The 24,068-nt window shown below is 71.7% G+C and carries 20 protein-coding genes; 9 read left to right on the forward strand and 11 right to left on the reverse strand.

Annotated elements, in window-relative coordinates; all coding sequences use genetic code 11:
- Window positions 1–135 precede the first annotated feature (135 nt).
- Window positions 136–426, reverse strand: coding sequence for a DUF1540 domain-containing protein (locus ODJ79_RS15500; RefSeq protein ID WP_263024142.1), 291 nt, complete (start codon window positions 424–426; stop codon window positions 136–138).
- 261 nt (window positions 427–687) lie between these two features.
- Here ODJ79_RS15500 and ODJ79_RS15505 point away from each other — a divergent pair, with 261 nt between their 5' ends.
- A complete protein-coding gene (locus ODJ79_RS15505) occupies window positions 688–2,505 on the forward strand; it encodes a S8 family peptidase (RefSeq protein WP_263024143.1) in 1,818 nt (605 codons plus the stop codon).
- 15 nt (window positions 2,506–2,520) lie between these two features.
- On the opposite strand, the gene ODJ79_RS15510 is transcribed toward ODJ79_RS15505, so the two are convergent.
- Complete coding sequence (locus ODJ79_RS15510) at window positions 2,521–3,204, reverse strand: hypothetical protein (protein ID WP_263024144.1); 684 nt, start codon at window positions 3,202–3,204, stop codon at window positions 2,521–2,523.
- A 137-nt stretch (window positions 3,205–3,341) separates the two neighbouring features.
- Here ODJ79_RS15510 and ODJ79_RS15515 point away from each other — a divergent pair, with 137 nt between their 5' ends.
- The 4 genes from ODJ79_RS15515 to ODJ79_RS15530 are packed head-to-tail and all read left to right on the forward strand — an operon-like array spanning window position 3,342 to window position 6,693.
- Window positions 3,342–3,941: a sulfite oxidase-like oxidoreductase gene (locus tag ODJ79_RS15515; RefSeq protein WP_263024145.1), complete on the forward strand. Its 600-nt coding sequence runs from the start codon at window positions 3,342–3,344 to the stop codon at window positions 3,939–3,941.
- Window positions 3,911–4,663 (forward strand): ferredoxin reductase, encoded by a 753-nt coding sequence (locus ODJ79_RS15520; protein ID WP_263024146.1) that lies wholly within the window; start codon window positions 3,911–3,913, stop codon window positions 4,661–4,663. Before ODJ79_RS15515 ends, ODJ79_RS15520 begins: the two co-directional genes overlap by 31 nt.
- The gene (locus ODJ79_RS15525; protein WP_263024147.1) at window positions 4,660–4,923 is read left to right on the forward strand and encodes a DUF6510 family protein; all 264 of its coding nucleotides are present in this window, start codon (window positions 4,660–4,662) and stop codon (window positions 4,921–4,923) included. The genes ODJ79_RS15520 and ODJ79_RS15525 overlap by 4 nt, the downstream gene beginning before the upstream one ends.
- Window positions 4,924–4,932: 9 nt before the next feature.
- Window positions 4,933–6,693: a HelD family protein gene (locus ODJ79_RS15530; RefSeq protein ID WP_263024148.1), complete on the forward strand. Its 1,761-nt coding sequence runs from the start codon at window positions 4,933–4,935 to the stop codon at window positions 6,691–6,693.
- Window positions 6,694–6,868: 175 nt separating this feature from the next.
- Here the strand turns inward: ODJ79_RS15530 and ODJ79_RS15535 are convergent, their stop codons facing one another.
- Window positions 6,869–7,255 carry a hypothetical protein gene (locus tag ODJ79_RS15535; RefSeq protein ID WP_263024149.1) on the reverse strand — a complete coding sequence of 129 codons (387 nt, stop codon included), beginning with the start codon at window positions 7,253–7,255 and terminating at the stop codon, window positions 6,869–6,871.
- 237 nt (window positions 7,256–7,492) lie between these two features.
- Between ODJ79_RS15535 and ODJ79_RS15540 the strand changes: the two genes are divergently transcribed.
- The 3 genes from ODJ79_RS15540 (at window position 7,493) to ODJ79_RS15550 (ending at window position 9,973) form a co-directional block, all read left to right on the forward strand.
- Entirely contained in the window at window positions 7,493–8,287 is a 795-nt protein-coding gene (locus ODJ79_RS15540; protein ID WP_263024150.1) for an SGNH/GDSL hydrolase family protein, read from the forward strand.
- 161 nt (window positions 8,288–8,448) lie between these two features.
- Window positions 8,449–8,859 carry a PLD nuclease N-terminal domain-containing protein gene (locus tag ODJ79_RS15545; RefSeq protein WP_263024151.1) on the forward strand — a complete coding sequence of 137 codons (411 nt, stop codon included), beginning with the start codon at window positions 8,449–8,451 and terminating at the stop codon, window positions 8,857–8,859.
- A gap of 58 nt (window positions 8,860–8,917) precedes the next feature.
- The gene (locus ODJ79_RS15550) at window positions 8,918–9,973 is read left to right on the forward strand and encodes a class I SAM-dependent methyltransferase (RefSeq protein ID WP_263024152.1); all 1,056 of its coding nucleotides are present in this window, start codon (window positions 8,918–8,920) and stop codon (window positions 9,971–9,973) included.
- A gap of 4 nt (window positions 9,974–9,977) precedes the next feature.
- Here the strand turns inward: ODJ79_RS15550 and ODJ79_RS15555 are convergent, their stop codons facing one another.
- Complete coding sequence (locus ODJ79_RS15555; RefSeq protein ID WP_263024153.1) at window positions 9,978–10,433, reverse strand: GNAT family N-acetyltransferase; 456 nt, start codon at window positions 10,431–10,433, stop codon at window positions 9,978–9,980.
- 102 nt (window positions 10,434–10,535) lie between these two features.
- On the opposite strand from ODJ79_RS15555, the gene ODJ79_RS15560 reads away from it, so the two are divergent.
- Window positions 10,536–12,740, forward strand: coding sequence for a carbohydrate-binding protein (locus ODJ79_RS15560; RefSeq protein WP_263024154.1), 2,205 nt, complete (start codon window positions 10,536–10,538; stop codon window positions 12,738–12,740).
- 5 nt (window positions 12,741–12,745) lie between these two features.
- Here the strand turns inward: ODJ79_RS15560 and ODJ79_RS15565 are convergent, their stop codons facing one another.
- From ODJ79_RS15565 to ODJ79_RS15595, 7 genes are all read right to left on the reverse strand, one after another.
- Window positions 12,746–13,603 carry a hypothetical protein gene (locus ODJ79_RS15565; protein WP_263024155.1) on the reverse strand — a complete coding sequence of 286 codons (858 nt, stop codon included), beginning with the start codon at window positions 13,601–13,603 and terminating at the stop codon, window positions 12,746–12,748.
- Window positions 13,604–13,608: 5 nt separating this feature from the next.
- Complete coding sequence (locus ODJ79_RS15570) at window positions 13,609–15,204, reverse strand: PQQ-like beta-propeller repeat protein (protein ID WP_263024156.1); 1,596 nt, start codon at window positions 15,202–15,204, stop codon at window positions 13,609–13,611.
- 1 nt (window position 15,205) lies between these two features.
- The gene (locus tag ODJ79_RS15575; RefSeq protein WP_263024157.1) at window positions 15,206–17,461 is read right to left on the reverse strand and encodes a WD40 repeat domain-containing protein; all 2,256 of its coding nucleotides are present in this window, start codon (window positions 17,459–17,461) and stop codon (window positions 15,206–15,208) included.
- A 148-nt stretch (window positions 17,462–17,609) separates the two neighbouring features.
- Window positions 17,610–18,800 (reverse strand): elongation factor Tu, encoded by a 1,191-nt coding sequence (gene tuf / locus ODJ79_RS15580; protein ID WP_263024158.1) that lies wholly within the window; start codon window positions 18,798–18,800, stop codon window positions 17,610–17,612.
- Window positions 18,801–19,068: 268 nt separating this feature from the next.
- Window positions 19,069–20,970 (reverse strand): serine/threonine-protein kinase, encoded by a 1,902-nt coding sequence (locus ODJ79_RS15585; protein ID WP_263024159.1) that lies wholly within the window; start codon window positions 20,968–20,970, stop codon window positions 19,069–19,071.
- 196 nt (window positions 20,971–21,166) lie between these two features.
- Window positions 21,167–23,179 (reverse strand): response regulator, encoded by a 2,013-nt coding sequence (locus ODJ79_RS15590; protein WP_263024160.1) that lies wholly within the window; start codon window positions 23,177–23,179, stop codon window positions 21,167–21,169.
- A gap of 116 nt (window positions 23,180–23,295) precedes the next feature.
- Complete coding sequence (locus tag ODJ79_RS15595) at window positions 23,296–24,033, reverse strand: phosphodiesterase (protein ID WP_263024161.1); 738 nt, start codon at window positions 24,031–24,033, stop codon at window positions 23,296–23,298.
- Window positions 24,034–24,068: the final 35 nt, after the last annotated feature.

The raw sequence follows: 24,068 nt of genomic DNA on the forward strand, positions 1-24,068 counted from the left end.
CCCACCCCGGCCTGTTTGAGCCCCTTGGCGCCGCCCTGTGGAGTGCCGGAAAGCCCTCTCGAAATGGCCCGAATACAAAAAGAAACGCGTCCGCCGCCCCTGTTCCGGGCGGCGAACGCGTTTCTTAGGAAAGGCTTACTTAGGTTCGTACGTCAGACAATCCGCCTTGTCTCTGGACGCCCCGACAACAATCGCCGGCGCGTGGCACTCAAGGTCGGTGTTGTGCATACAATCGCTGCGCTTACAGGCCCCCACCTGTGCAAGCGCCCTGCCGATCCCACCCTTGTCCGAGCTGTCCACGTAGGTGTCACACTCCGAGTTCATGCTCCCGATGGTGATCGCGAACGCGGTACAGCCGTCATGGTTGTACCCACACTCACTCACCGAACACTTCTGCACCCGCGGCATTTCCAACATCTGCGTCATGGCGCCCCCTCAACTCGTAATCCCGCTCTCCACCTGACAATAAACCAGCGCGCACCATTCCCGGGGCGGTCCGGTTTCGAGGAGCACGATTGCGCAAAGCGATTCTTCATGTCCCCCGACGACCGCCTGCTTGCGTCGAGCCGATAGCTCTGAGCCGCACACAGGTCCGCAACCGGGCCGCACCTCGGCGATCACCGGAGCAGCACTCATCGCGGTCGAACTAGCTCTTCGACCCATGAAGCCGCTACGTGGAGGACGCCGATGAGGAAGCACCTGCGCCGGTACGCCCTGAGCGCCCTTGCCGTCGGAGCCGCCGCGGGCGCCTCCGCGTTCGCCCTCCCGAGCGCCACGGCGGACTGGACTCCCGCCACGTACGGTCTGACCTCGTCGCCGGCGCAGCTGCTGCCGGCCAAGGTGTCGGCGGCCGACCCGGTGCGCGTGGTCAGCACGACGATCGACAGCCACGGCCGGCCGGTCGTGAAGGTGCGCACCGCCACCAGCACGAGCGCCGCCGCCGCGCTGGTCAAGCAGGCGCAGCAGGCCAAGGACGCGGTCGGCGTCGAGGTGGACGCTCCGATGAAGGCGCTCGCCGTCGACCCGTACCGGTCGCAGCAATGGGACCTCGCCAAGATGAACGTGCCCGCCGCCAACGCCAGGTCGACCGGCTCGGGCGTCACCGTCGCCGTGGTCGACACCGGCGTCGACGCGTCCCATCCCGACCTGGCCGGGCAGGTGCTGCCGGGCATCGACATCGTCAACGGCAGCACCACCGGCGTGAGCACCGACCCGAACGGCCACGGCACGCACGTCGCGGGCACGATCGCCGCGCTCACCGGGAACGGTGTCGGCGTGGCCTCCGTCGCGCCGGGCGTCAAGATTCTTCCGGTACGCGTCCTGGACGCCAACGGCAGCGGTTACATGTCCGATGCCGCCACCGGGATCGTCTGGGCGGCCGATCACGGCGCCACCGTCATCAACCTGTCGCTGGGCTCGACCTCGCAGGTCAGCGCGGTCACCAACGCCGTCTCCTACGCCCGGGGCAAGGGTGTCACGGTGGTGGCCGCCGCGGGCAACGACCGCGCGAAGGGAAGCCCCACCTCCTGGCCCGCCGCCGACGCGGGCGTCATCGCGGTGGCCGCGACCGACTCAGCCGACACGGTTGCCGACTATTCCAACCAGGGCAGCTACGTCGACGTGGCGGCGCCCGGCAGCGAGATCGTCAGCACCTACCCGGTGGCGAAGGGCAGCTACGCCACGATGGATGGCACCTCGATGGCGACGCCGCACGTGGCCGCCGAGGCCGCCCTGCTCAAGGCGTACGACAAGAGCCTGACACCGGACCAGATCGAGAAGACGATCGAGTCCACCGCGGTCGACCTCGGCAAGGCCGGCAAGGACACCGATTACGGGTACGGGCGCGTCGACGCCGCTGCCGCCCTCCAAGCCGTCACCCCGGCCGCGAGCGCGCCGACTACTGCCCCCACCACCACGGCGAGCCCGGCGCCCAGCACAACCTCGACGAGCCCGGCGCCGACGCCCACCGACACCGTCGTGCCCAAGGTGAAGCCGGCCATCGCCGTCACTCCGGCCGTCCAGCAGGTCGCCTACGGCACCCGGGCGAAGGTGGCCTTCACGGTGACCGCCGGCGGCAAGGCCATGGCGAACCGCCCGGTGCGGGTCTGTGTCGCCGCGGCCGGCGCGGCGGCCAAGTGCGGCACCACCCACACCGGCACCGACGGGAGGGTCGTGGTCAGCCGGGTCGCGACCGCCGGCTACAAGCTCAATCTGCGGGTCGACGCCACCGACACGACCGAGGCCGTGACCTCTGCCCCGGCCGTCGTCACGGTCAAGGCCGGGGTGGCGGTCGTCCGCTCCGGCAAGTCGATGACGGTCGCCCTCCAAGGGCCGGCCGGCCAGAAGGTTCTGATCCAGCACAAGAAGGGCACGCACTGGGTCACCATGCGCAGCTACCCTGCGCGGGCCAAGACGAAGGTCTCCGGCCTGGCGACGGGTCAGCACTACCGCGTCGTGGTCCCCGGCATCAGGGGCGTCGTGGGCGTCACGAGCGCCACCGTCTGACCAGTCCTCGAACGGTCATCCCATGTCGGTCCATACGTGGGAAACGACCGCCGCCGCGTCGGGCGCCTGCGGTTGCTTCGTCGCCGAGGTGGCGATCACCACGACGCTCTTGTACGGCGACATCCGCCAGCACAGCAGCAACCCGGGCCGGTTCTGCGGGAACGGCGCCCCCTGGACCCGGAAGTTCTGCGTGCACCGCACCTGGCCGATCGGCTCGCCGGCGTCGGCCGCGCCGAGCAGCTGCCGCCGTGACGTGAGGTCGTAGCGCGCCGACACGATCCGGGCCAGCGCACCGCCGGGGGTGATCTCGTTGCGCACGACGGTCGCGCTGTCGGCCGCCGTTATTCCGCTTCGCGGCTGCAGCAACCGGCTGACCTGGGTGTCGGCGAGCTCGTCGTCGGTGGGCGCGGTCGGCGAGGGCACCGGCGACGGCAGCCGCGAGGCGCGGGCCGCCGAGATCGTCCCCAGCGGCGGCGCGACGGGCGCGCTCTGCGGCACCACGGACGGGGTGGCCGACACGGGTGGCGCGACCGACGGCGTCACGAACGGCTCGAGCGCCGACGGGCGTCCGAGGTACCAGCTGGTGCCCACGTACGCGCCGACGCCCAGCAGCACCGCCGCGACGGCCACCGCCACCGCGACCGTTCCCCGCCGGCGACGCCGCTGCGGCGCCGAGAGGTAGATGCCGTCGTCACCCACGCCTCGATGATCTCAGTTAGCCCCATAAACCGCGCCAAAACTGCAAAGCACCCGTATGCCGCAGGGAGGTCCCGACCAGTCCCGACGGTAGAGAGAGCAGTAGAAACCCCATTGATCATCCGGTTTACTGATGTTCCATGGCCATCATTTCGAGAGGGTTCGGCGGCCGTAGGCGGGAGTCGACCCCCGGCCTGCCGCCCGGTCAATATCTGACCCACGACTTCCCGGTGCTCTCGACCGGGCCGACCCCGCGGATCCCGTTGGACCGCTGGAGCTTCACCGTCACCACCGAGACCGGCGACAAGACCAGCTGGAACTGGCAGCAGTTCACCGCGCTGCCGTACGAGGATGTCACCACCGACATCCATTGCGTCACGAAATGGTCGAAGCTCGGCACCACCTGGCGCGGGGTCGCTCTGGACACGCTGCTCGCGGACGTCGAGACTGCTGCCGACTACACCATGGTGCACAGCTTCGGCGGGTACACCACGAACGTACCGCTGGAAGATCTGCTGGACGGGAAGGCCTGGATCGCCTATAAGTTCGACGGCGAGGATCTTGAGCCGGAGCACGGTGGGCCGGCCCGGATGCTCGTTCCGCACCTGTACTTCTGGAAGTCGGCGAAATGGGTCAGCGGCCTGCGGATGATGCAGGAGGACGAGCCGGGCTTCTGGGAGGCGGCCGGCTACCACACGTACGGAGACCCATGGCTCGAGCAGCGGTACCAGGGCGACTGACCTGGCGGGCGGCGACCCTCGCCGAGGCCCGCCGGGAGACGTCGACCGCGCGCACCCTGGTGCTCGACGTGCCGGACTGGCCCGGGCACCTGCCCGGCCAGCACGTCGACGTCCGCCTCACTGCCCCGGACGGCTACCGCGCCCAGCGCAGCTACTCGATCGCGAGCGCATCGTCCGACCAGAGCCAGATCGAGTTGACCATTCAAAAGCTCGACGACGGCGAGGTCTCGCCGTACCTTACCGACGTGCTCGAGGTCGGTGATCAGATCGAGGTGCGCGGCCCGGTCGGCGGCTGGTTCGTCTGGCGGGAGTCGCGGCCGCACCCCGTGCTGCTCATCGGCGGTGGCTCGGGCGTGGTGCCCCTGATGGCGATGGTGCGTGCCCGGGGACAGAGCCGGGCCAAACAGCCGTTCCGCCTGATCTACTCGGTGCGTGCCCCGGAGGCGGTCATCTACCGCGAGGAACTGCCCCGACACGTACGTGATGATCCTGGTTTTGATCTGTTTTTGCACTACACGCGCCAGGCGCCGGACGGGTGGCCGGACCCCCCGAAGCGCATCGACGTGGCTACCATCAACTCGCACGGCTGGCCGCCGGACTTCACGCCCGACGTCTTCGTCTGCGGGCCGACCACCTTCGTCGAAACCGCCGCCGACATCCTGGTGGCGCTCGGCCACGACCCCAAGCGCATCCGGACGGAACGCTTCGGAGGCACCTCATGATGGAGCTCGACGGCAATGCGATGGCGGGTGACCTGCGGGAGATCTTCGCGTTCGACGTGACCACGGCCCGCTACACCTGCGCGGGGTGCGGGCACGCCGAGGCGATCGGCGCCCTGAGCCTGTGGGGGCAGGAGATGGGCCGGGTGGCCCGCTGTCCGCACTGCGACGACGTGGTGCTGAGCCTCGTGCGGGCGCCCGACCGCGTCTTCCTGGACCTGCGCGGCGCCGTCCGCCTCGAACTGCCCCTCGCGGGCTCCTGACCGGCCGCCGTGTTCCGCCAAGCCGACCCGGGCGTGCCCGCCGACGACGACCTGCTCGCCGAGCTGGGCCGGGACGTCGTCGCGACCGTACGCGCCGCGCAGGACGAGCTGGTACATGCCCCGCTCGACCGCCTGCTGATCATCCAGGGCGGTCCGGGCACCGGCAAGACGATCACGGCGCTGCGCCGGGTGGCCTGGCTGCTCGACGAGGGCCTGCTGGACGACGCCGAGACGCTGGTCGTCGGGCCGTCGGCGGCGTTCGCCCGGTACACCGACGACGTGCTGACCGGCTGGGGGTACGACCGGGTCGCGCACCGGTCGGTCACCGAGCTGCTGCCGGACGCGCCGGTGACCATCGACGAGGCGCCGTTCGTGACCCGGCTCAAGGGCGAGGCGCGGATGGCCCGGCTGCTCGCCCGCGCGTTCGAGGAACGTCCCGGCAGCTCGGCGCCCGGCGAGCTGCCCGAGTCGATCGAGATCGAGGGCCGGACGATCCGGCTCGACCCGGTCGCGCTCCGGCGGGTGATCGACACCGCCCGGGCCAGCGAGGCCGCCCCGATGGCCCGGCGGATCCTGCTGCGCGCCACGCTGGTCGCCGACACCAAGGACCCGCGGCTGGTGCTGGAGGCGGCCGACCGGCTCGCCGAGCGGCTCTGGCCGTCGCTCGACCCGCAGGGCTTCCTGCGCGAGCTGTTCGGCTCGCGGGAGGTGCTGGCCTCGGCGGCCGGCGGCGAGTTCACCGACCGGGAGATCGAGTCGTTGCACCGCCCGGCCGACGAGCACGGCTGGACCGACGCCGACCTGCCGCTGCTGGACGAGGCCGCGCACCTGATCGACGGCGACCCGAAGGGCTTCGGCCACGTGGTCGTCGACGAGGCGCAGGACCTTTCGCCGATGCAGTTGCGGGCGATCACCCGGCGCTCGACGACGGGCTCGATGACGCTGGTCGGCGACATCGCCCAGTCGACCGGCCCGTGGGCCCGCGACGACTGGCACGACCTGATCGCGCAACTGCCCTCGGCCCAGCCGCACGAGCACCGCGAGCTGCGATTCGGCTACCGCATCCCGCGGCAGATCTTCGAGCTGGCCGCGGAGCTCCTGCCGATGGCGGCGCCGAGCGTGCCGGCGCCGTTGACCGTACGCGACGGGGCCGACCCGGTGATCGTCCCGGCCGACCAGGCGACCCGCGCCTCGCTGGTCGCCGCCGCCGCGGCCGGGCACGCCGAGCAGGGCCGCTCGGTCGCCGTGGTGTGTCCCGCCCGCTGCCGCGAGGAGATCATCGCCGGGCTGGACGCCGAGGGCGTCGGGTGGCAACCCGGCGCGGGCGGGCCCGGGATCGCGCTGCTCGCCCCGCACGAGGCCAAGGGGCTGGAGTTCGACGCGGCCGTGGTGGTCGAGCCGGGTCACATCCTCGACGACGACCCGCGCGGGCACCGGCTGCTGTACATCGCGCTGACCCGCTCGATCGGCCACCTGCACCTGATCGGCGCGCCGGAGGATCTGCCGATCGAGCCGGCCCCGATCGAGCCGGCCCCGGACGAGCCGGCTCCGGACGAGGCGACCCCGGACGAGCCGGCCTCCGCGCCGCAGATGGAAGAGGCGCAACCGGAATCGCCGGCGCCGCCCGTGATCGAGCTCGACCCGGCGACCCACGAGAGCATCGACATGGTGGTGCAGTCGCTGGCCGAGACGTTGCTCGGGTCGCTGACGCCGGAACTGTGGCCGATCGCGCTGCACCGCCTCGAACAGCTGATCAACCCGGAGATCTGACCGGCGGGGCCGCTCAGCGGGGCCACGCCGCTCAGCGGGGTCGCGCCGCTCAGCGGGGTCGCGCCGGTCAGCGGGGTCGCGCCGGTCAGCGGGGTCGCGCCGCTCAGCGGGGTCGCGCCGCTCAGCGGGGCCGCGCCGCTCAGCGGGGCCGCGCCGCTCAGCGGGGTCGCGCCGATCAGCCCCAGAAGCCTCCGCGCAGGCGCTGGGCGAGCGAGACCGGCGGGCGTGGGGCGGCAGCGGGCGGGGCCGGGCTCGGCCGGGCCGAGGCGGGGCGGCCGACCGGACGGTCGTAGTCGGCGGTCGCGATGGCCTCGACGATCTGGCCGTCGCCGAAATTCTCCGAGTCGGGGATGGAGGCGACAAAACCGACCAGAACCCCGTCCCGCATGATCTGCGCCTCGAGGCCGGCCGTGCCGTCGTTGTCCCAGATCGCCTCGCGGCCATCGGGGAGCACCACCCGGATGCCGTACTGCGTGATGCCGGCCTGCGGCAGCTTGACGTGGGCGAAGACGTTGCGTGCCCGAAGCGTTTCGACGACCCGACGTGCCCGTTCTTCTTCCATATGAAGACAGTAATCCGACGGACTGTGCGTGGGCTGAAGACTGCCTGTGGCCGACATGAAATATCGGCACTCGACGTACACGTAACATCACTGCATGGCATAGATGCAGGTCACATCGATGGATGTTACTACTTTGTAACGAGAAAAACACGATGTTTCTTTTGCTCAGGGCTTGACTTACTGTGCGGTAACCGGAGCGCTTCGGCTTCCCTCCCCTCACGGACCGGAGGCCACCCGATGAGCAGACCTCACCTCGTCCTCGGCTGTCTCGTCACTGGTTCCCTACTCGCCCTCGGCGTCGCGGCACCCGCCGCGGCGGCGTCCAGCGTCGACTACGTGGCGCTGGGCGACTCCTACTCCTCGGGCGTCGGCGCGCCCGGACAGGTCGGAACCTGCCTGCGGAGCCCGAACGGCTACCCCAGCCAGTGGGCCAGCCGCAACTCTCCCAAGTCGTTCACCAACCTCACCTGCTCGGGCGCCGAGACCAGCGACGTCCTCGCCAGCCAGGCCCCGAACATCCCGAGCGGCACCGACCTGGTCAGCATCACCATCGGCGGCAACGACGCCGGCTTCGCGTCGACCGTGCTGACCTGCCAGTTCTCCAGCGACGCCAGCTGCGCGAAGACCGTCGCCGACGCCGAGGCGAGCATCAGCGCGACGCTGGGCGGCAAGCTCGACAACACGTACGCGGCGATCAAGGCCAAGGCCCCGTCGGCCCAGGTGGTCGTGCTCGACTATCCGTTGCTGTTCGACACGACCTCGTCCTCCTGCGGTCTCACCGGGATGAGCCTGGCCAAGCGCAAGTCGCTCAACGGGGGCGCGCAGGTGCTCGACGATCTGATCAAGCAGCATGCGCAGGCGGCCGGGTTCACCTTCTCGGACGTCCGCGACGAGTTCGCCGGCCACGGCATCTGCGCCTCGTCGCCGTACCTCAACGGCCTGACCCTGGCCCCGGCGCAGAACTCGTTCCACCCGAACCAGAACGGCTACACGTACGGATACCTGCCCGCCTTCTCCGGCGCCGTCAGCTAGGAGACCGGCGCCGTCCGCTAGGAGACCGGCGCCGTCAGCTGGGCAACCGGCGGCATCAGCTAGGCAACCGGTCCGGCGTCCCCGGGGCGCCGGACCACAATACCGATTTGCACCTTTTCCGGGACCACAGAAACTTCCCAGGTTTGGCATGATCTACGCCCATGGTTCGCCTCTACTCGCTGTTCGTCCTCCTCGACATGGCGCTGCTGGTCGTCGCGCTGATCGACTGCCTCTCCGCCGAGGAGTTCGCGATCCGGGCCCTGCCCCGGGTGGCGTGGGTGTTCATCATCCTGCTGTTCTCCCCCGTCGGCGCGATCGCCTGGTTCGTGGCCGGCCGCCCCGCGCGCACCGTGCGGCTGAGCAACGGCACGACCTGGCGCCCCGGCAGCGGCTTCCCCGAGTCCGAGCGGCCCCGGCAGCGCGGCGGGCAGCTCGCGCCCGACGACGACCCCGAGTTCCTGCGCAACCTGGCCACCTCCCTGCGCGAGGACGAGTCGATGATGAAGAAGTGGGAGTCCGACCTGCGCCGCCGCGAGGAGGATCTGCGCCGCCGCGAGCGCGAGGCGGAGTAACGCCCGTCCCCCGCGTGTAAGCAGCGCTTTCCCCCGGCCCTGGCGGGATCATGACCAGGTGACGTCGTGGACCGTGCGAAGCGTCGCCTCGGCGGACGCGCGCTTCGTGCTGTTCCCGTCGATGGGCGAGTACCGCGCCTACGACGACCACGTCTACGACGCCTTCGACGCGGCCGACGACCGGCACCGCGCCTATCGGGATGCGGTCCGGGCGGCCGCGCACGGCAAGGTCGTCGTCGACGTCGGGACCGGACGGGACGCACTCTGGGCGCTCGAGGCCGCCCGGGCCGGCGCCCGCCACGTCTACGCGATCGAGGCGGACGCCCGCACCGCCGAGCGGGCCGACGAGGCCGTGGCGTCGGCCGGGCTGGGCGACCGGGTCACGGTCCTGCCCGGTCACTCCACCGAGCAGACCCTTCCCGTACGGGCGGAGGTATGCGTCTCGGACATCGTCGGGAACATCGCCACCGCCGAGGGCGCGATCCCGATCCTGGCCGACGCCGGTCGCCGGCTCTGCACCCCCGACTGCGTGTGGATCCCGTACCGGATGCAGACCTGGGCCGCGGCGGTCGACCTCTCGGCGAGCGACGACCTGGCGCTGGCCGGCGAGAGCCTGCCCTACCTGCGCGCGATCTTCGACTCGGCCGGCGGCCCGTTCGACCCGCGGCTCTGCCTGGCCGGGCCGGTCGATGACGTGCTGATCTCCTCGTGCGCCCCGATCGAGTCGGTGACCTTCTCCAGCGGCGCTCCCCCGCAGTGCGACCGGGAAGAGATCTCGCTGCGGATCGCGGCCGAGGCGACGATCACCGGGGTGCTGCTGTGGGCGCGGGTCGCCGCCTCGCGCCGCGGCGGGCGGGAGGTCGACTGCCTGACCGGGGACACTCGCGCGTGGGCGCCGGTCTACGTGCCGCTGCCGTCCCCGCGGCCGGTCGTCCGGGGCGAGCACATCACGCTCGCCCTCGACCGGACGACCAGCGACGACGGCGTCCACCCCGATTACGACCTGACCCTCGACGGCGACCGGGCCTGGCACGCCCCGCACCACGGCGGCGCATTCCGGGCCACCCCGTTCTACCGCCGCCTGTTCCCGCCCGCCGAGGCGCCGAACGGGTAGACCGTCAGCTGATCCATTCCTCCGGGGCGGCGTAGCGGTAGACCTTCGAATCGCGCAGCTGGAAGCCGAGCCGCTCGTAGAGCCGGTTCGCCGCCTCGCGGGACGGGCGGGAGGTGAGGTCGACCGTGCGCGCACCGTCCATCTCGGCCAGTCGCACCGCCTCGCGGGTCAGCGCCGCCCCGACGCCCTGACCGCGGGCCGCCGAGTCGACCACCACGTCCTCGATCCACGCCCGCAACCCGGTCGGAATCGGGAAGGTGACCAGCGTGAGCGTTCCGGCGACCTCCCCGTCGACCCGGGCGATCAGCATCCGGTTGCCCGGCCAGGCGACCAGCGCGCGCAGCGCCGCCGCGTCCAGGGCCGGCGCCGAGCGGGACAGCTGCGGCAGCAGCCGCTCGAAGGCCTTCACCACGTCATCGGTCACGTCCCGGTCGCTCAGGACCTCGATCTCGACAGCCATGCCGATGAGTTTCGTTCCCATCGATGCCGTTGCATCTTAGTTAAAGGTCTCAATAAACTCCCCGGGGACGAGAGATAGCGATCGGTCGATCCGGGAGGTCTCGTGAGGCGAACCACAACCGCGGCGGTCGCGGTGGCATCGACGGCCGCGCTGCTGCTTGCGGCGACGCAGCCGGCCGCGGCTCAGCACGGCGGCCGGCATCCGGAGCGGGTCAGCGGGACCTACTCGACCGGCGCGGCACACGCCTGGGCGAAACTGCCGGACACGCACGTCGGCGACGACCACGGGCAGGCCACCGACGCGACCGTGGTCATCGACCCGAGCCAAGGCCGGCAGCAATACCGCGGGATCGGCTTCTCGCTGGACGAGACGAGCGTCTCCAACCTGTGGAAGCTGACCCCGGCCGAGCGGGAGAACGCGATTCGCCTGCTCGCCGACCCGAGGACCGGCGCGGGACTGGACCGGTTCCGGCTCACGATCGGCAGCCCGGATCTGATCGAACATCTTCCGTTCTGGTCGTACGACGAACTGCCGGCCGGCGTCTCGAGCGATTTCGGCCTGCGGTACTTCTCCATCCGGCGCGACCTCGACCTGCACATCGTGCAGACCGCGCGGCTGATCCTGAAGTACAACCCGCGGGCCACGTTCTTCGCCTCGGCGTGGAGCGCGCCGGCCTGGATGAAGACCAACGGCAAGTTCCTCGGCGAGGTCGCGCTCAAGCCCGGCAGCAGCACCGACCACTACCAGGTCGGGAAGCTGCGCGACGACTGCATCGACGTGTTCGCCCGGTACTACGTGAAATACCTGCGGGCGTACGCCGAGCAGGGCATCCCGATCGACGCGCTGACCCTGCTCAACGAGCCCGGCATGGACGTCGTCTACCCGGCGATGGACATCAGCATCGATCAGCAGCAGAAGCTGGCGGTCGCGATCAAGCGGGAGACCCGTGCCGCCGGCCTGCACACCGACCTGTACGTGCACGACTTCAACTTCTGGGACTGGCGCGATCCGAACAGCACCACGACCAAGAATTACTACCGGATCATGAACGACCCGGCGGCCCGGGAGGCGGCCGATGCGATCGCGTTCCACCCGTACTGGGGCGATCCGACCGTGATGCGCGACGCCTACGAGCAGTACGGCAAGCCGGTGCACCTGACCGAGACGAGCGATCTGAACCCGGCGACCGTTCTCGACTACTTCCGGCTGGACGCGAGCAGTTATGTCCTCTGGGCGCAGACCACCGACCAGGACGGCGGCACCCTGCACTGGACCGACAAGCGCGACAACAACGTCGACTGGGACCAGGTCGCCGCGACGACCAAGTGGCCCGATCGACTCGTCAAGGTCAACACCAACACCAAGACGTTTTCGGTACGCGATGAGCTGTACCCGCTGGGACAGTTCACCCGCTACCTCTCGCCGAGCGACCGCCGCGTCGAGTCGAGCGCGACGGCCGGCGGGGTGAGCAACGTCGTCTACCGGGACGGGCCGGCATACAAGGCGATCATCGGGAACGCCACCGCGACGGCGGCCTCGGTGCGGGTGATCCTGGGCGGGACGTCGTTCGTGGTGTCGGTGCCGGCGGGGGCTTTTGCGACGTACACCTGGAAGAATTTTGCGGGGAACGACCACCGCAACCATGCGCCAGTGCTGGCGCCGGTCGGCCCGGTGAACGCGGATCAGTACGCGACCACCACGTTCCGGCTGACCGCGACCGATCGCGATCGGGATCGGCTCGCCTTCTACGCCACCGACCTGCCGGACGGGGTGTCGCTGGACGCGCGGACCGGCGTGGTGACCGTGCACCCCACGACGGCGGGCACGCAGGATCTCACCTTCCACGTGACCGACGGCAGCGCCCGGGCATCGACGACCGTGCAGCTCAACGTCGTGCCGCACGGCGCGCCGATCGGCGAGAAGGTCGAGGCCGAGGCGTACGTGGCGCAGCACGGGTGGACCGAGGGCGTGAACTTCGTCGAGTCGAACCCGGCGACCAGCGGCGGCAAGGACGTGGGGTGGACCGCTCCCGGCAACTGGTTGCAGTACCGGCTCGAGGTCGCCTCGGCCGGCACCTATGACCTGGAGCTGCGGGTCGCCAACGGCACGGGCGCGGTCGCTCCGAACGCCGTGTCCTTCCGCGACAGCTCCGGCAACTCCCTTGCTGTTGTCTCCGTCCCCGACACCGGTGGCTGGGGCTCCTACCAGTCGGTGCACGTGCCGGTGACGGCGGCGGCCGGCGATCAGCTCGTGACCGTCTACTGCGAGACCGGTGGATTCAATCTTGACTACTTCCGGTTGAGTTGAGCCGGTCAAGACGACCGGCTGGTCAGGCGGAAGCCCGGCTGCGGAAAGTTGGTGTCCCACACCGCGGGGTAGCCGGGCGCCTGACCGGTCAGGGCGAAATGGTTCTTCGGCGGCACCTCGGAAGCGTTCTGGTACAGCCGGCCCACGTCGTCGAGATAGGCGGTGCGGCTGCCACCGGCCGGCAGCACGTAGTCGACCGCCATGAGCCATCGGTACGCGTGCTTGACCGCGGTGAACGTCACGGCGACCGTGACGTGCTCGTCGGCGGCCAGCTCGATGCCGTGCCCCTGGAAGTACGGCTTGCCGTCCGGGGCGTTCACGTCCAGGCTCGGACGGTCGAGGTCGACGCGCACCGGAACGGTCGGCTGCTCGCCGTTCGAGGTGGTCTTGATGAGGCTGCCGGCGAGCACCCCGCCGCCCTGCTTGGCGTACACCCGAAGGCCCACGATGCGCACCGTGCCGGACCGGTTGAGGCCGGTGAACGTCAGCGACGGGACCACCGACGAGAGCGGCGCGCCGTCGTGGGCCCGCAGGTAGGCGGCGAGCTCGGCGTCGCCGGGGAAGCCGAGGAGCAGCTGCTCGGCGGCGGGACCGCCGGTGACCGGGGACGGCAGCGCGTACCACATGCCCGCGTCGAAGCCCGGGTCGACGGCCACGTCGAACGGGAACGCCAGGGCGGCCGGCGAGGACGGCCGGACCGTCGGGTCGGGCAGGATGCGAGCGGCGCCGCGCTCGGCCACGGCGACGGCGAACGCGGTGGTGGCGGCGAGGGCGGCGGCGCCGACCCCGGCGACCACTTTGGACACCGGTCGGCGCATGAGCCGCCGGAACCGGCTCTCGGGCTTGCGTCGTTTCTTGGCCATGGGCCTCAGCCTCCGGACGGGCGTAGCCGCCGCGTGACCGCGCCGGCGAGGGTCAGGGTCTGCTCGGCCGTGCCGCCCAGCATCTGGACGGTGGCCACGACCGGGCCGCTCCGGACGGCCAGCATCGTGGTGGTCACGCCGTACGGGCTCTCGTCGGTGACCTTGACCGCCTCGTCGCCGAGGCCGCGCACGGCTCCCTCGTACTGGTCGCTCGCGATGGCCGCCAGCGCCCGGGCGGCCTGGTTGCCGCACCACGCGACCGACACGGTGACGACCGGGCCGTCGGCGGGGTCGGGCAGGAACCGGCAGCTGACCGCGGTGCCGGTGTCGATGTCGGCCAGCACCCGGCGCACCGGAGAAGGCCGGAACCGGACGGTCGGCGCGACCTCGCGAAGGTCCTCGGCCGACAGCAGGTCGCAGGGATCGGGCCACTGGGCGGCCGGGGCGCCGCCGAGCAGGCCGGGAGCGTCGGTGTCGACGGGACGCACGGCCACCGCCACCGTGTCGTGGTCGAGGATGCCGGGGTCGGACAGATAGAGAATCCCCGCCGCCGCATCGAATGCGTCCAAGGATCCGTAGTGCAGGAGCGCCGCCGCCCGGATCCGCCCGGTGGACGGGTCGAGAGCCCCGACCGTCGTGCCCGGGGTCGGCCGCGGAGCGGGTTGGGTCAGGTAGATGCGGTCGCCCACGATGACCATCTCGTCGACCTCGGTGCGATGGGTCCAGCGCAGGGTGCCCGATCGCTCGTCCACGCCGCGGAGGACGTACTGGTTGTCCCAGGTCGCGTTGATCACCAGGGTGCCGTCGGCGGCGAGAAAGCACGGATCGCTGCAACGCATGGCCTCGGCGGAGCGGAAGCGGACGGCGCCGGTCCGGTCGTAGATCCGGGTTCCGTTCTCGCCGTAGGTGAGCAGCAGATCGTCGGCGATCGCATAGCCGTACGCGTCGGCGAGCCACGGCCGGCCCCAGAGCGTCGTGCGACTGCGGGCGTCGACGGTCACCAGAAATCCGTCGCCGGAGCAGAGCACGGCGGCGGTGAAGAACGTCGTCCCGGCCGCGGTCCAGGTCACCGTGCAGTCGAGCGGGGCATCCCAGCGCCACAGCACGGCCCCGTCGGCCAGCGAGACCCCGGCGAGCGTGCCGCCCTGCGGGACGAGGACGGTGGCGCCGAGAAGCGTGACCTGTCCCGCCGACATCGGCAGGTGCCAGGCGACGTCGCCGTCCCGGGCGTCGATCGCCCACAGCTCGGTGCGGTGCCCGGGGTCGCCCCAGGAGCGGATCAGGTACCGGCCGCCCGCGACGGTGTCGATCTCCGCGGTGTCCGGGCTGATTCGGGGGTACGCGCGTTGCCAGCGCGCCTCGCCGGTCGCGGCGTCGAGGGCCGCGTACTCGGCCGCCGAGTATTCGTTCGCCACCGTCATCGGGATCGTGCCGGTCACCGGGTCGTAGCCCGGCCCGAGCGAACCCTCGACCGTCCGCTGCCAAACCGTGGCCAGCAACAGCGCCGACCCCTCGGACGGACCGGCCGGACGCGGAACGGCCGCGGCCGCCGGCAAGGCGGCCGCCACCAGCACCAGCAGGGCCTTCAGGAAACGGATCACCTCAGGCCTCCCCCGCACACGGGTCGGTGGCCGGCCGGCTCCCGGCGTAGCGCCGCCACTCGGCCTCGGTGAGACCGGGCGCGAACACCCGGCACAGCCGCGCCGCCCACACGTCCGGGTCGGCCGTCACCTCGGTGGTCTCGCCGGCGGCGAACCGGTGGTGCCGGACCGTGCCGGTCGCGGCGGCCAACGACCGGCCGGATGTGTCCCAGACCAGCCGCTCGACGTAGGCGTTGTCAGCCGGGCGCCGGGAGACCGGCAGGGCGTACCCGGGGCGGCGGCCGGCCACGTCGAAGACGGTCACGCGTCCGCCGTCGGTCGCCACCGCGAGGCGGGCGCCGTCCGGGCTGAACGCCAGCGCGGTGCCGAAGCCGCCGAGCGGGAGGATGTCACCGCCGAGCACCAGGCGGTTGCCGGTGGTGAGGATGGCGAGCGGGCCGCCGGCCGGGCTCTGCGCCATCCGGTACACCGCCGGCATCGGCGCGCGGCGGCCGTCCAGAGTGCCGTCGGACGGGTCGATCCGGGCCTCGTACGTCCGCGCCGCCACCGCCGTCGAGTCGACCGCGGCGCCCACACTCACCGGCGCGAGGATCCGGCCGGCCGCCGGATCGTAGGCGAGCCCGAGACCGTACCCGGGAATGATCCGGAAGGCCTCCCGCCAGGTCTCGGTCGACCAGGCGGCCACCTCGCCGCCCTCGTTCCGGGCCACCAGCAGGCGCCGGTCGGGCAGATACCTCAGGTCGGTCGGCGCTCGCGGGGCGCCGTTCGCGTCGGGCGAGTCGAAGGCGAGCAGGCGGCCCGGCCGGTCCGGCGCCGGCCAGATCATGACCCCGGCGGTCGAACCCCGGATGCCGCCCGCCGCCACGAAGGCCGGCGCGGCGACCAGACTGTAGAACTCGAAGCCGGAATCCCGGAGATGGTGTCTCTCGTCGACGCTCACCAGCTTGCCGTCCGAGGCATAGGCGATCTCGGTGGCGCCCGGTCCGGCCCGGCGCACGAGAGTGTCCCCGCCCGGCTCGATCAGGCAGATCAACCCGTCGGAGGTCAGCACGGCAGCCGCGTCGCCGCCGGCGGGTGCGGCGAGGTCGCCGGCCGACCCGTACGCCCGTACCACCGCGTCGGCGGCGTACCGGCTCGACGGCACCGCGTCCACCCCGCCGGCTCCCGCGGCGACCAGCCACGATCCGTCTCGCGTGTAGAACATGGCGCCGTACGCGCCGAGCCGCAGGCCCGCGGCCGGCCCGGCGACCCGGCGGTTCGTTCGTAGATCCCAGACCAGCACGCCGTCGCCCGTGGCGACGGCCGCCTGATCCGGGTCGCCGCCGGGCCGGACCGCCACGGCGGCGACCGGCCCGAGCAGGTCGCGGCGCGGAACGCGAACCGTCGACCGGGCCTGGACCGTCTCGGACGGCCAGCGCGCGCCCGGCAGGTCGACCGACACGACGTCACCGGCCTCGGGCGCAAGCAGCAGCCGCGCCGGGTGGCGTGCGGTCGCCGGGATCACGGTGGAGGCCGCGTCGATGTCGATCTGCTCGTCGCGCGGCGCCGGCATCGCCGGGTACCGGGGAACCAGGCCGACGTAGTCGAAGTCGAGGAACGCCTCGGCGTGCCAGTTCAGCCGCCACAGGTGGACGTAGCCGTCCGCGGTCACCGCGGCCAGCCGGGCACCGTCGAGGTAGAAGTCCAGCGCGATCGTCTCGCCGCCGACGAGCAGGGACCGCACGCTGTTCGTCGCGTCGATCGGCGGATAGATCTCGCCGGCCCGGCCGACCGGCCAGAGCTGCACCCGGCCGCGGGTGTCGCCGGAGGCGAGCAGCCGGTGCACGGGGTCGAAGGCGAGCCGCTCGGGCGGTGCACCCGGGTAGCTGTTCGAGCCGAGCTGCGCGCCGGTACGGACGTCCCAGGAACGGACCGTGCCGTCCTCATAGGCCGCGAAGACCAGCGAACCGTCGGCCGAGGCGGCCACCGCGTCGGCGACTCCGGCCGCCGCGCCGAGAACGCGGGTGACGTGCGAGTACCGGTCGGCCGCCGCGGCAATCGCCGCATCGAACGGACCGGCGGGGTCGAGACGCCGACCGGCCAGGGCCAGCATGGTCGTGACCCGGCCCGGCGTCTCGGGCACGGTGATCGCGGCCGCCAGCCGCTCGGCCGTCACGCCGCCGGCCAGACCCGGCGCGTCGGCGACGAACGCGCCGGCGAGCAGGATCAGCCCCGCGGTGACCGCGAGCGGGAGGCGGAGCTTCGTGGTGGCGCCCATGCCGTCGATCCGAGGAGAGTCCGTTGGCGCGTGACAAGCAACCGTAACAACGGGACGCGGCCCGCGTCCGTGGCGCGTCGAGAAGGCGACATGGACGCCGTGGGTGTGCCGGGCCGGTCTCCCGCCCCGGCACACCTGGTCAGCACCGTCAGTCCAACAGGCCGGTCACCGTGCCGGCGGCGACCGTGCGCTTGCCCTCACGCACCGCGAAGCCCATGCCGACCTCGATCGCGATCGGCTTGCCCAGCGTCACCACGACCGCGTCGAGCGTGTCGCCGGGCACGACCAGGTCGCGGTCCCCCAGGTCCAGCCCGCCGGACACGTCCGTGGTGTGGAAGTAGAACTGGGGGCGGTAGTCCGCCGCGAACGGGGTGTGCCGGCCGCCCTCGGCCGCCGTCAACGCGTACATCGTCGCCGTGAACCTCCGGTGTGGAGTGACGCTGCCAGGCACCGCGACCACCTGGCCGCGCTGCACCTGCTCGCGCTTGACGCCGCGCAGGAGTACGGCGGCGTTGTCGCCCGCCTCGGCCCGCTCGAGCGACTTGCCGAACATCTCCAGCCCGGTCGCGATGGTGCCGACCGTCGGGCCGAGGCCGACCACCTCGACCGGCTCGCCGACCCGCAGCGTGCCGCGCTCGACCTTGCCGGTCACCACCGTGCCCCGGCCGCTGATCGTCAGGACGTTCTCGATCGGCATGAGGAACGGCTCGCCGAGCTCGCGCGGCGGCACCGGCACGTAGTCGTCGACCGCGTCGAGCAGCTCGACGATCGTCGCGGTCCAGCGCGGGTCGCCCTCGAGCGCCTTGAGAGCACTCACGCGTACGACCGGCACCTCGTCGCCGGGGAAGCCGTACTCGCTCAGCAGCTCGCGGACCTCGAGCTCGACCAGGTCGAGCAGCTCCGGGTCGTCCACGGCGTCGCTCTTGTTGAGCGCCACCACCAGGTACGGCACGCCGACCCGCTGGGCGAGCAGCACGTGCTCGCGGGTCTGCGGCATCGACCCGTCCTGCGCCGACACCACGAGGATGGCGCCGTCGACCTGCGCCGCACCCGTGATCATGTTCTTCACGTAGTCGGCGTGGCCGGGCATGTCCACGTGGGCGTAGTGGCGGTTCGGGGTCTCGTACTCGACGTGCGCGATGGTGATGGTGATGCCGCGGGCCGCCTCCTCCGGGGCCTTGTCGATCCCCTCGAACGCGACGTACCGGTTGGCGGCCGGGTCGCGGTCGGCGAGAACCTTGGTGATCGCGGCGGTCAGGGTCGTCTTGCCGTGGTCGACGTGACCCATCGTGCCGATGTTGACGTGCGGCTTCGTACGGATGAACTGGCTCTTCGCCATGTCTTTTCTCAATCCTCACTGGATGCAAGGCAGTTCGGTGGTACACGACCCGTCGCCAGGCGGGACGCGTCAGAACCCGGGCAGGAGGCAGCCACCCTTCCCCGGGGTTCTGCTGCCGGTGGGGAAGGGTCAGGCTCGCGTATCGACGCCGGGAAGCGCGCACACGGGAGCCACCACGGGGGGCAGCTGCAAACCGAGCGCGAACATGACCAGCACGGTAGCGGTCAACGCACCACCGCGCGATCGAATTTCCGGGGCCCGACGGGCATCACCAGGTGAAGGCGTTGCCCCTCGTCGTGCTCACCATCGTCCGGCCGCCCCGCACGTACCGGAACGACATCGACACCAGGTACCTGCGGCCCCTTGCCGGTCTCGCCCAGGCCGGTCCGCAGCCCCACGTCGCGGCCGTGCCGAACGCCAGGTTTCCGCAGCTGACCGGCCCCGCCACGGTCTCTCCGCTGCCGGCGTCCTCCAGCGCGAGGGTGATGCTTCCGGCGCCGCCGCCGGGCGCGGTCAGCGAGGCCTGGTACCGGATGTCGCGCCCGAGCATCTGGCAGGGGCTGGGCGTGAGCGGAAGCCTCGAGACGTCATCGAACACGACGCTTCGCGTGCACTGCCAAGGGCCGTAGCGCTCGGCCTCCGTCTGCGGCGAGGAAAACACCTTTGCGGGTACGCGCGGGGAAGTCACCGGACGCGCGCCGCCCGTCGGCGTCGTCCGTGGCCCTGCGAGGTGCTTCGGCCCGGCGGCCCGGCGCGGCCCGTTGTCGCGGCTGGTCCGCCCGAACTGCCGTGCGGAGGCGGTCGGCGTGGCCTGGATCGCCGGAGTCGCCGGGTCGGCGGTGTCCCCTCCCCTGTCCCGATGGTGGAAGCCAGCGGCCGCGACCGCGACGGCCAGCATCGCGCCCGCGACGATCGTGGTCACCGTGGCACCGTGCCGGGGCCGCCGCTGCCGAGGAGCCGCCCGGTCCCGCCCACTCTTCCCCGGCTGCGGCTGCGGCGACGGCGACGGCGGCTGCAGCTGCGGCTGCGGCTGCGGCTGCGGCAAAGGCAGCTGAGGCTGCGGCGACGGCAACGGCGCCGACAGCAACGGCAACGGCAACAGGCTGACGGCTTCCGGATCGCCCGTGCCCCCGTCCGCGGCCTCGACGCTCCGAAGGCCGCCCCCGCCGACCGACGCCGGCCCGCCCTGCACCGGCACTCGGATCCCCGGCCGGGGCAGCTCCAGGCCCACATCGGACTGGTTGGGACCGGCCGCGGCGGCGACCTCCGGCCCGGGCAGCGCCGGAACGTCGGCGAACGCCCGGGCCGCGTCGGAAAGCTCCGCCACCATCTCGACCGCCGACGGTCGCAGGAGCGGTTTGATTTCCATGCACTGCGTGATCAGCGCCCAGATGCCGTCGGGGATGCCCGGCCGGCGCTGCGGGTTGCCCTCCGAGTGCCGGCGCATCAGGTCCGGGATCGAGTCGCTGTCGTACGGCGGCCGCCCGCTGACCAGCTCGTACAGCAGGATGCCGAGCGCGTACACATCGGTCGCCGGGCTGGCCGTGGCACCGTGGAACGCCTCGGGCGCCATGTAATGCGGGGTTCCCACGACCGTGTTGGCCGTGGTCATGCTGGGCGTGTTGAGGATCCGCGCGATGCCGAAGTCGGTCAGCCGGGTGTCCAGGCGGCCGTCCTCGATCTGCAGCAGGACGTTGTCCGGCTTGAGGTCGCGGTGGATGATCCCGAGCTCGTGCGCCTCGGCCAGCGCGGCGGCGACCTGGGCCGCGAGCCGGGCCGCCTCGCCGGCCGGCACGGTGTGGTGCCGGCGCAGGTGATCTCGCAGGCTGCCGCCGTCGACGAGATCCATCACCAGCCCGAGCGTCTCCCCCACGCTGAACAGGTCGCGCACCCGCACCACGTTCCGGTGCCGCAGCATCAGCAGGATGGTTCGCTCCTGCACGAACCGGGTGACCAGTTTCGGCTGGCGCAGCAGGCTCTCGTGCAGCAGCTTGACGGCGACCGGCTCCCCCGAGGCCCGCTCGACCGCGCGCCAGATCGTGCCCGTGGCGCCCTGCCCGATCGGGCGTTGGAGGATGTACGAGTTCCCCACGCATCGCCCACTGAGATCCATGGTCGACGCGCCGTCGGAATCCGGGCGCGCGACGCCGCTCGTGCGATCCTTGGTCACTCAGGCTCCCTCCGGGCTGCCCCGCGGTGTCCCGGAATCCTGCTGTTTGTCCAGATCCCCTGGCAAGTCCGCGCGCCCCAAGTTCGCCCCTTTGGCAGGAGTAATCGGATTCGCGTCACCCCCGGCCCCGGCACTCGTTCGGGCAGCCGGATCCGGCCCGGCGCCGGAGCCGCCGGGCGTACCCAGGGAAGGGTTTTTATTCGGCCGTTGGTTGCGGGCCGCAGAGCGTGCGAATCGCGCCCAGCAGGGTCGACCGGGTGAACGGCTTCTCGATCAGCATGCTGTTCTCGTCGAGGTGCAGCTGCGGGCCGAGCGACGCGGCGGTGTAGCCGGACATGTAGAGCACCGGCAGGTCCGGGTGGTGCGTGCGCAACGCGGCGGCCAGCTCGGGGCCGGTCATCGCGGGCATGACCACGTCGGTGATCAGCAGGTCGGGGTGCGCCCCGGCGGCGACCTGGGTGACCGCCGTCAGGGCGTCGGTGGCTACCGTGATGGCGTAGCCGGCCGGCTCGATCAGCCGCTGCACGAGCTGGGCCACCTCGGGCTGGTCCTCGACGATCAGCACGTTGCCGATCACCTGGTTGGCGGCCTGCCGCCCCTCGGCCGGCTGCCGGGTCTCGGCGGCGGGCAGGTAGAGGTGGACCGTGGTGCCGATCCGCGGCTGCGACTCGATCTCGATGTGCCCGCCGATGCCCTGCACGATGCCGGCCGCGGTGGCCAGGCCCAGCCCGGCCGCGGTCGGGCGGGTCGTGAAGAACGGCTCGAGCGCACGCTCCCGCACCTCGTCGGTCATGCCGGTGCCGGTGTCGGTGATCACCAGGTGGACCACCCGGCCCTCCGGGACGCCCTCGGGCAGCTCGCCCTGCTCGTGCACCTCGTTGCTGGCGGCGACCCGCAGCATGCCGCCGTGCAGCATCGCGTCCCGCGCGTTGGCCGCGAGGTTGACCAGCGCCTGCTCCAGCGGGCCGCGCTCGGCGCGCACCGGCCAGACGTCCTGGCCGAACGCCAGGTCCAGCCCGATGTGCTCGCCGAGCGTGCGACTGAACAGCGACTGCACGTCGGTGAGCAGGTCGGGGATCGGGATGATCTCGGGCCGGTTGCCGTCGCTGCGGCCGAACGCCAGCAGCTGGTGGGTGAGCGTGCGCCCGGTGCTGACCGCCTCGAGGATGTCGTTGGCCAGCGTGTACTGCGGCGAACCCTCCTCGGCGTGCGAGAGGATCATGTCGGCCGAGCCGCCGACGACGGTCAGCAGGTTGTTGAAGTCGTGCGAGATGCCGCCGATCAGCTGACCCAGGCTGTCGAGCCGGCGCAGGTGGTCGAGCTGCCGCTTGAGCCCGCGGGCGTCGATGTGATCGGTGGTGTCGGTGACCATGCAGACCACGCCGGTGAACTGACCATGGTCGTCCATCAGCGGCATCATGCTCATCCGTACGCTGCGCCGGGAGCCGTCGGCCCGCATCAGCCGGGTCGCGCCGACGGTGGAACGGCCGGCCCGGCACTCGGCGAGCCGCCGGGTCAGCTCCTTCTGCCCCTGGTCGTCGAGGAAGCCGCGCAGCGACACCCCGACCAGCTGGTGCCGCGGCATGCCGAGCACGACGCCCATCGGCTCGTTGGCGTACGTGGCCAGGCCGTCCGGGTCGAGCTGCAGCACCCCCTCGGGGATGGTCTCCAGCACCCGGCGGTAGCGCTCCTCGCTCGCCTTCAGCCGCTCCAGGGCGCGGGCGCTGGAGATGGCCAGTGCCAGCTCGCCGCAGATGTCCCGGGCGAGCTCGACCTCGGCGGTCGAGTAGAACGTGCCCGGCCCCTCTCTCGTGAGCACCAGATATCCGGCGTACGTGTTGTCGACGATCACCGGGCAGAGCACGGCCGCGTGCACCTGGTGCTCGTGGCCGGTCAGCGGCTCGACGCCCTCGCCGGCCAGCACGATCGGCCGGCGGCCGGCCGATAGCGCGGTGGAGAAGTCGTCGTCGGGCAGCTGACCGACGCGGTCGAGCACCCGGCCGAGCGGCGCCGCGCGCTCGTCGTCCACGTGCAGATAGGTGATCGCGTCGTAGCGGCCGTCGTCGCGCAGCAGCTGCACACCGGCGCCGTCCCCGATCATGTCGGCCGCTGCACGAGCCGCCGTCGAACGCACCTCCTCGGCGTTGTCGACGGCCCGGCTGAGCGCCAGGGCGAGATCGGCGAGCGCGTACCGGAGGGGGTAAGCCATGACACCCATGCGGACATGATCCGTGTCGGGTGGGGTGCGTGCGGCCCGTTCGCCAGCATTGCAACCGTCGTCGGTGAACGGCGGCAGCGTGGGAGACGCCGACGGCGCCATGAACCTCAGACGATCACGCGATAGTGGGTGGTCAGCCGACGATCATCGGCGAGCACGTGAAACGCGATCATCGGCGGCTGGTGGAGGTCGACCAGCGCGTCGGTCTCGAACGGCAGCATGGCGGTGGAGACCACGCCCGGGGCGACCAGGAGCGGGCGCCCCGCGAACGTGCTCGCCGCGGCGGTGTGCGCATGCCCGCAGAGCAGCGCCACCACCTGCGGATGCCGCTGCACGACGGCGGCCAGTCGCTCGGCGCCGAACTGCCGGATGCCGTCGACGAAGGGCATGCCGAGCGTGACCGGCGGATGGTGGAAGCAGATCAGGGCGGGCAGCTCGGCCCGCGCGGACAGCCGCGCCTCCAGCCATGCGAGGGTCTCGTCGGCCAGCAGCCCGTCGTTGCGCCCCGGGATGCTGGAGTCGCACATCAAGATCAAAACCCCGGCGATCTCGTACGCCCGATTGACGGGTCGCGCGGTCGGCTCCTCGTCGAGCAACGCCTTGCGGTAGGGCCCGCGGTCGTCGTGGTTGCCCGGGCACCAGAGCACCGGGGCGGAGAGCCGGACCAGCCCGCGGACCCGCTCGTACTCCGCCTCGGCGCCGTGATCGGCAATGTCGCCGGTCACGATCACGGCGTCCGGGGAGGTGTGCAGCCCCGCGAGATATCGGAAGACCCGGCCGACCCGCTCGGCACTCCGCTCACCCGCGTCGACGTGGATATCGCTGACATGCGCAATCACGACCATGAGCCGAAGCTACGCGCTCGGGCCCGCCGCATCGA

It is taken from the genome of Actinoplanes sp. KI2, from assembly GCF_025630775.1.
In the GTDB taxonomy this organism is placed as follows: domain Bacteria; phylum Actinomycetota; class Actinomycetes; order Mycobacteriales; family Micromonosporaceae; genus Actinoplanes.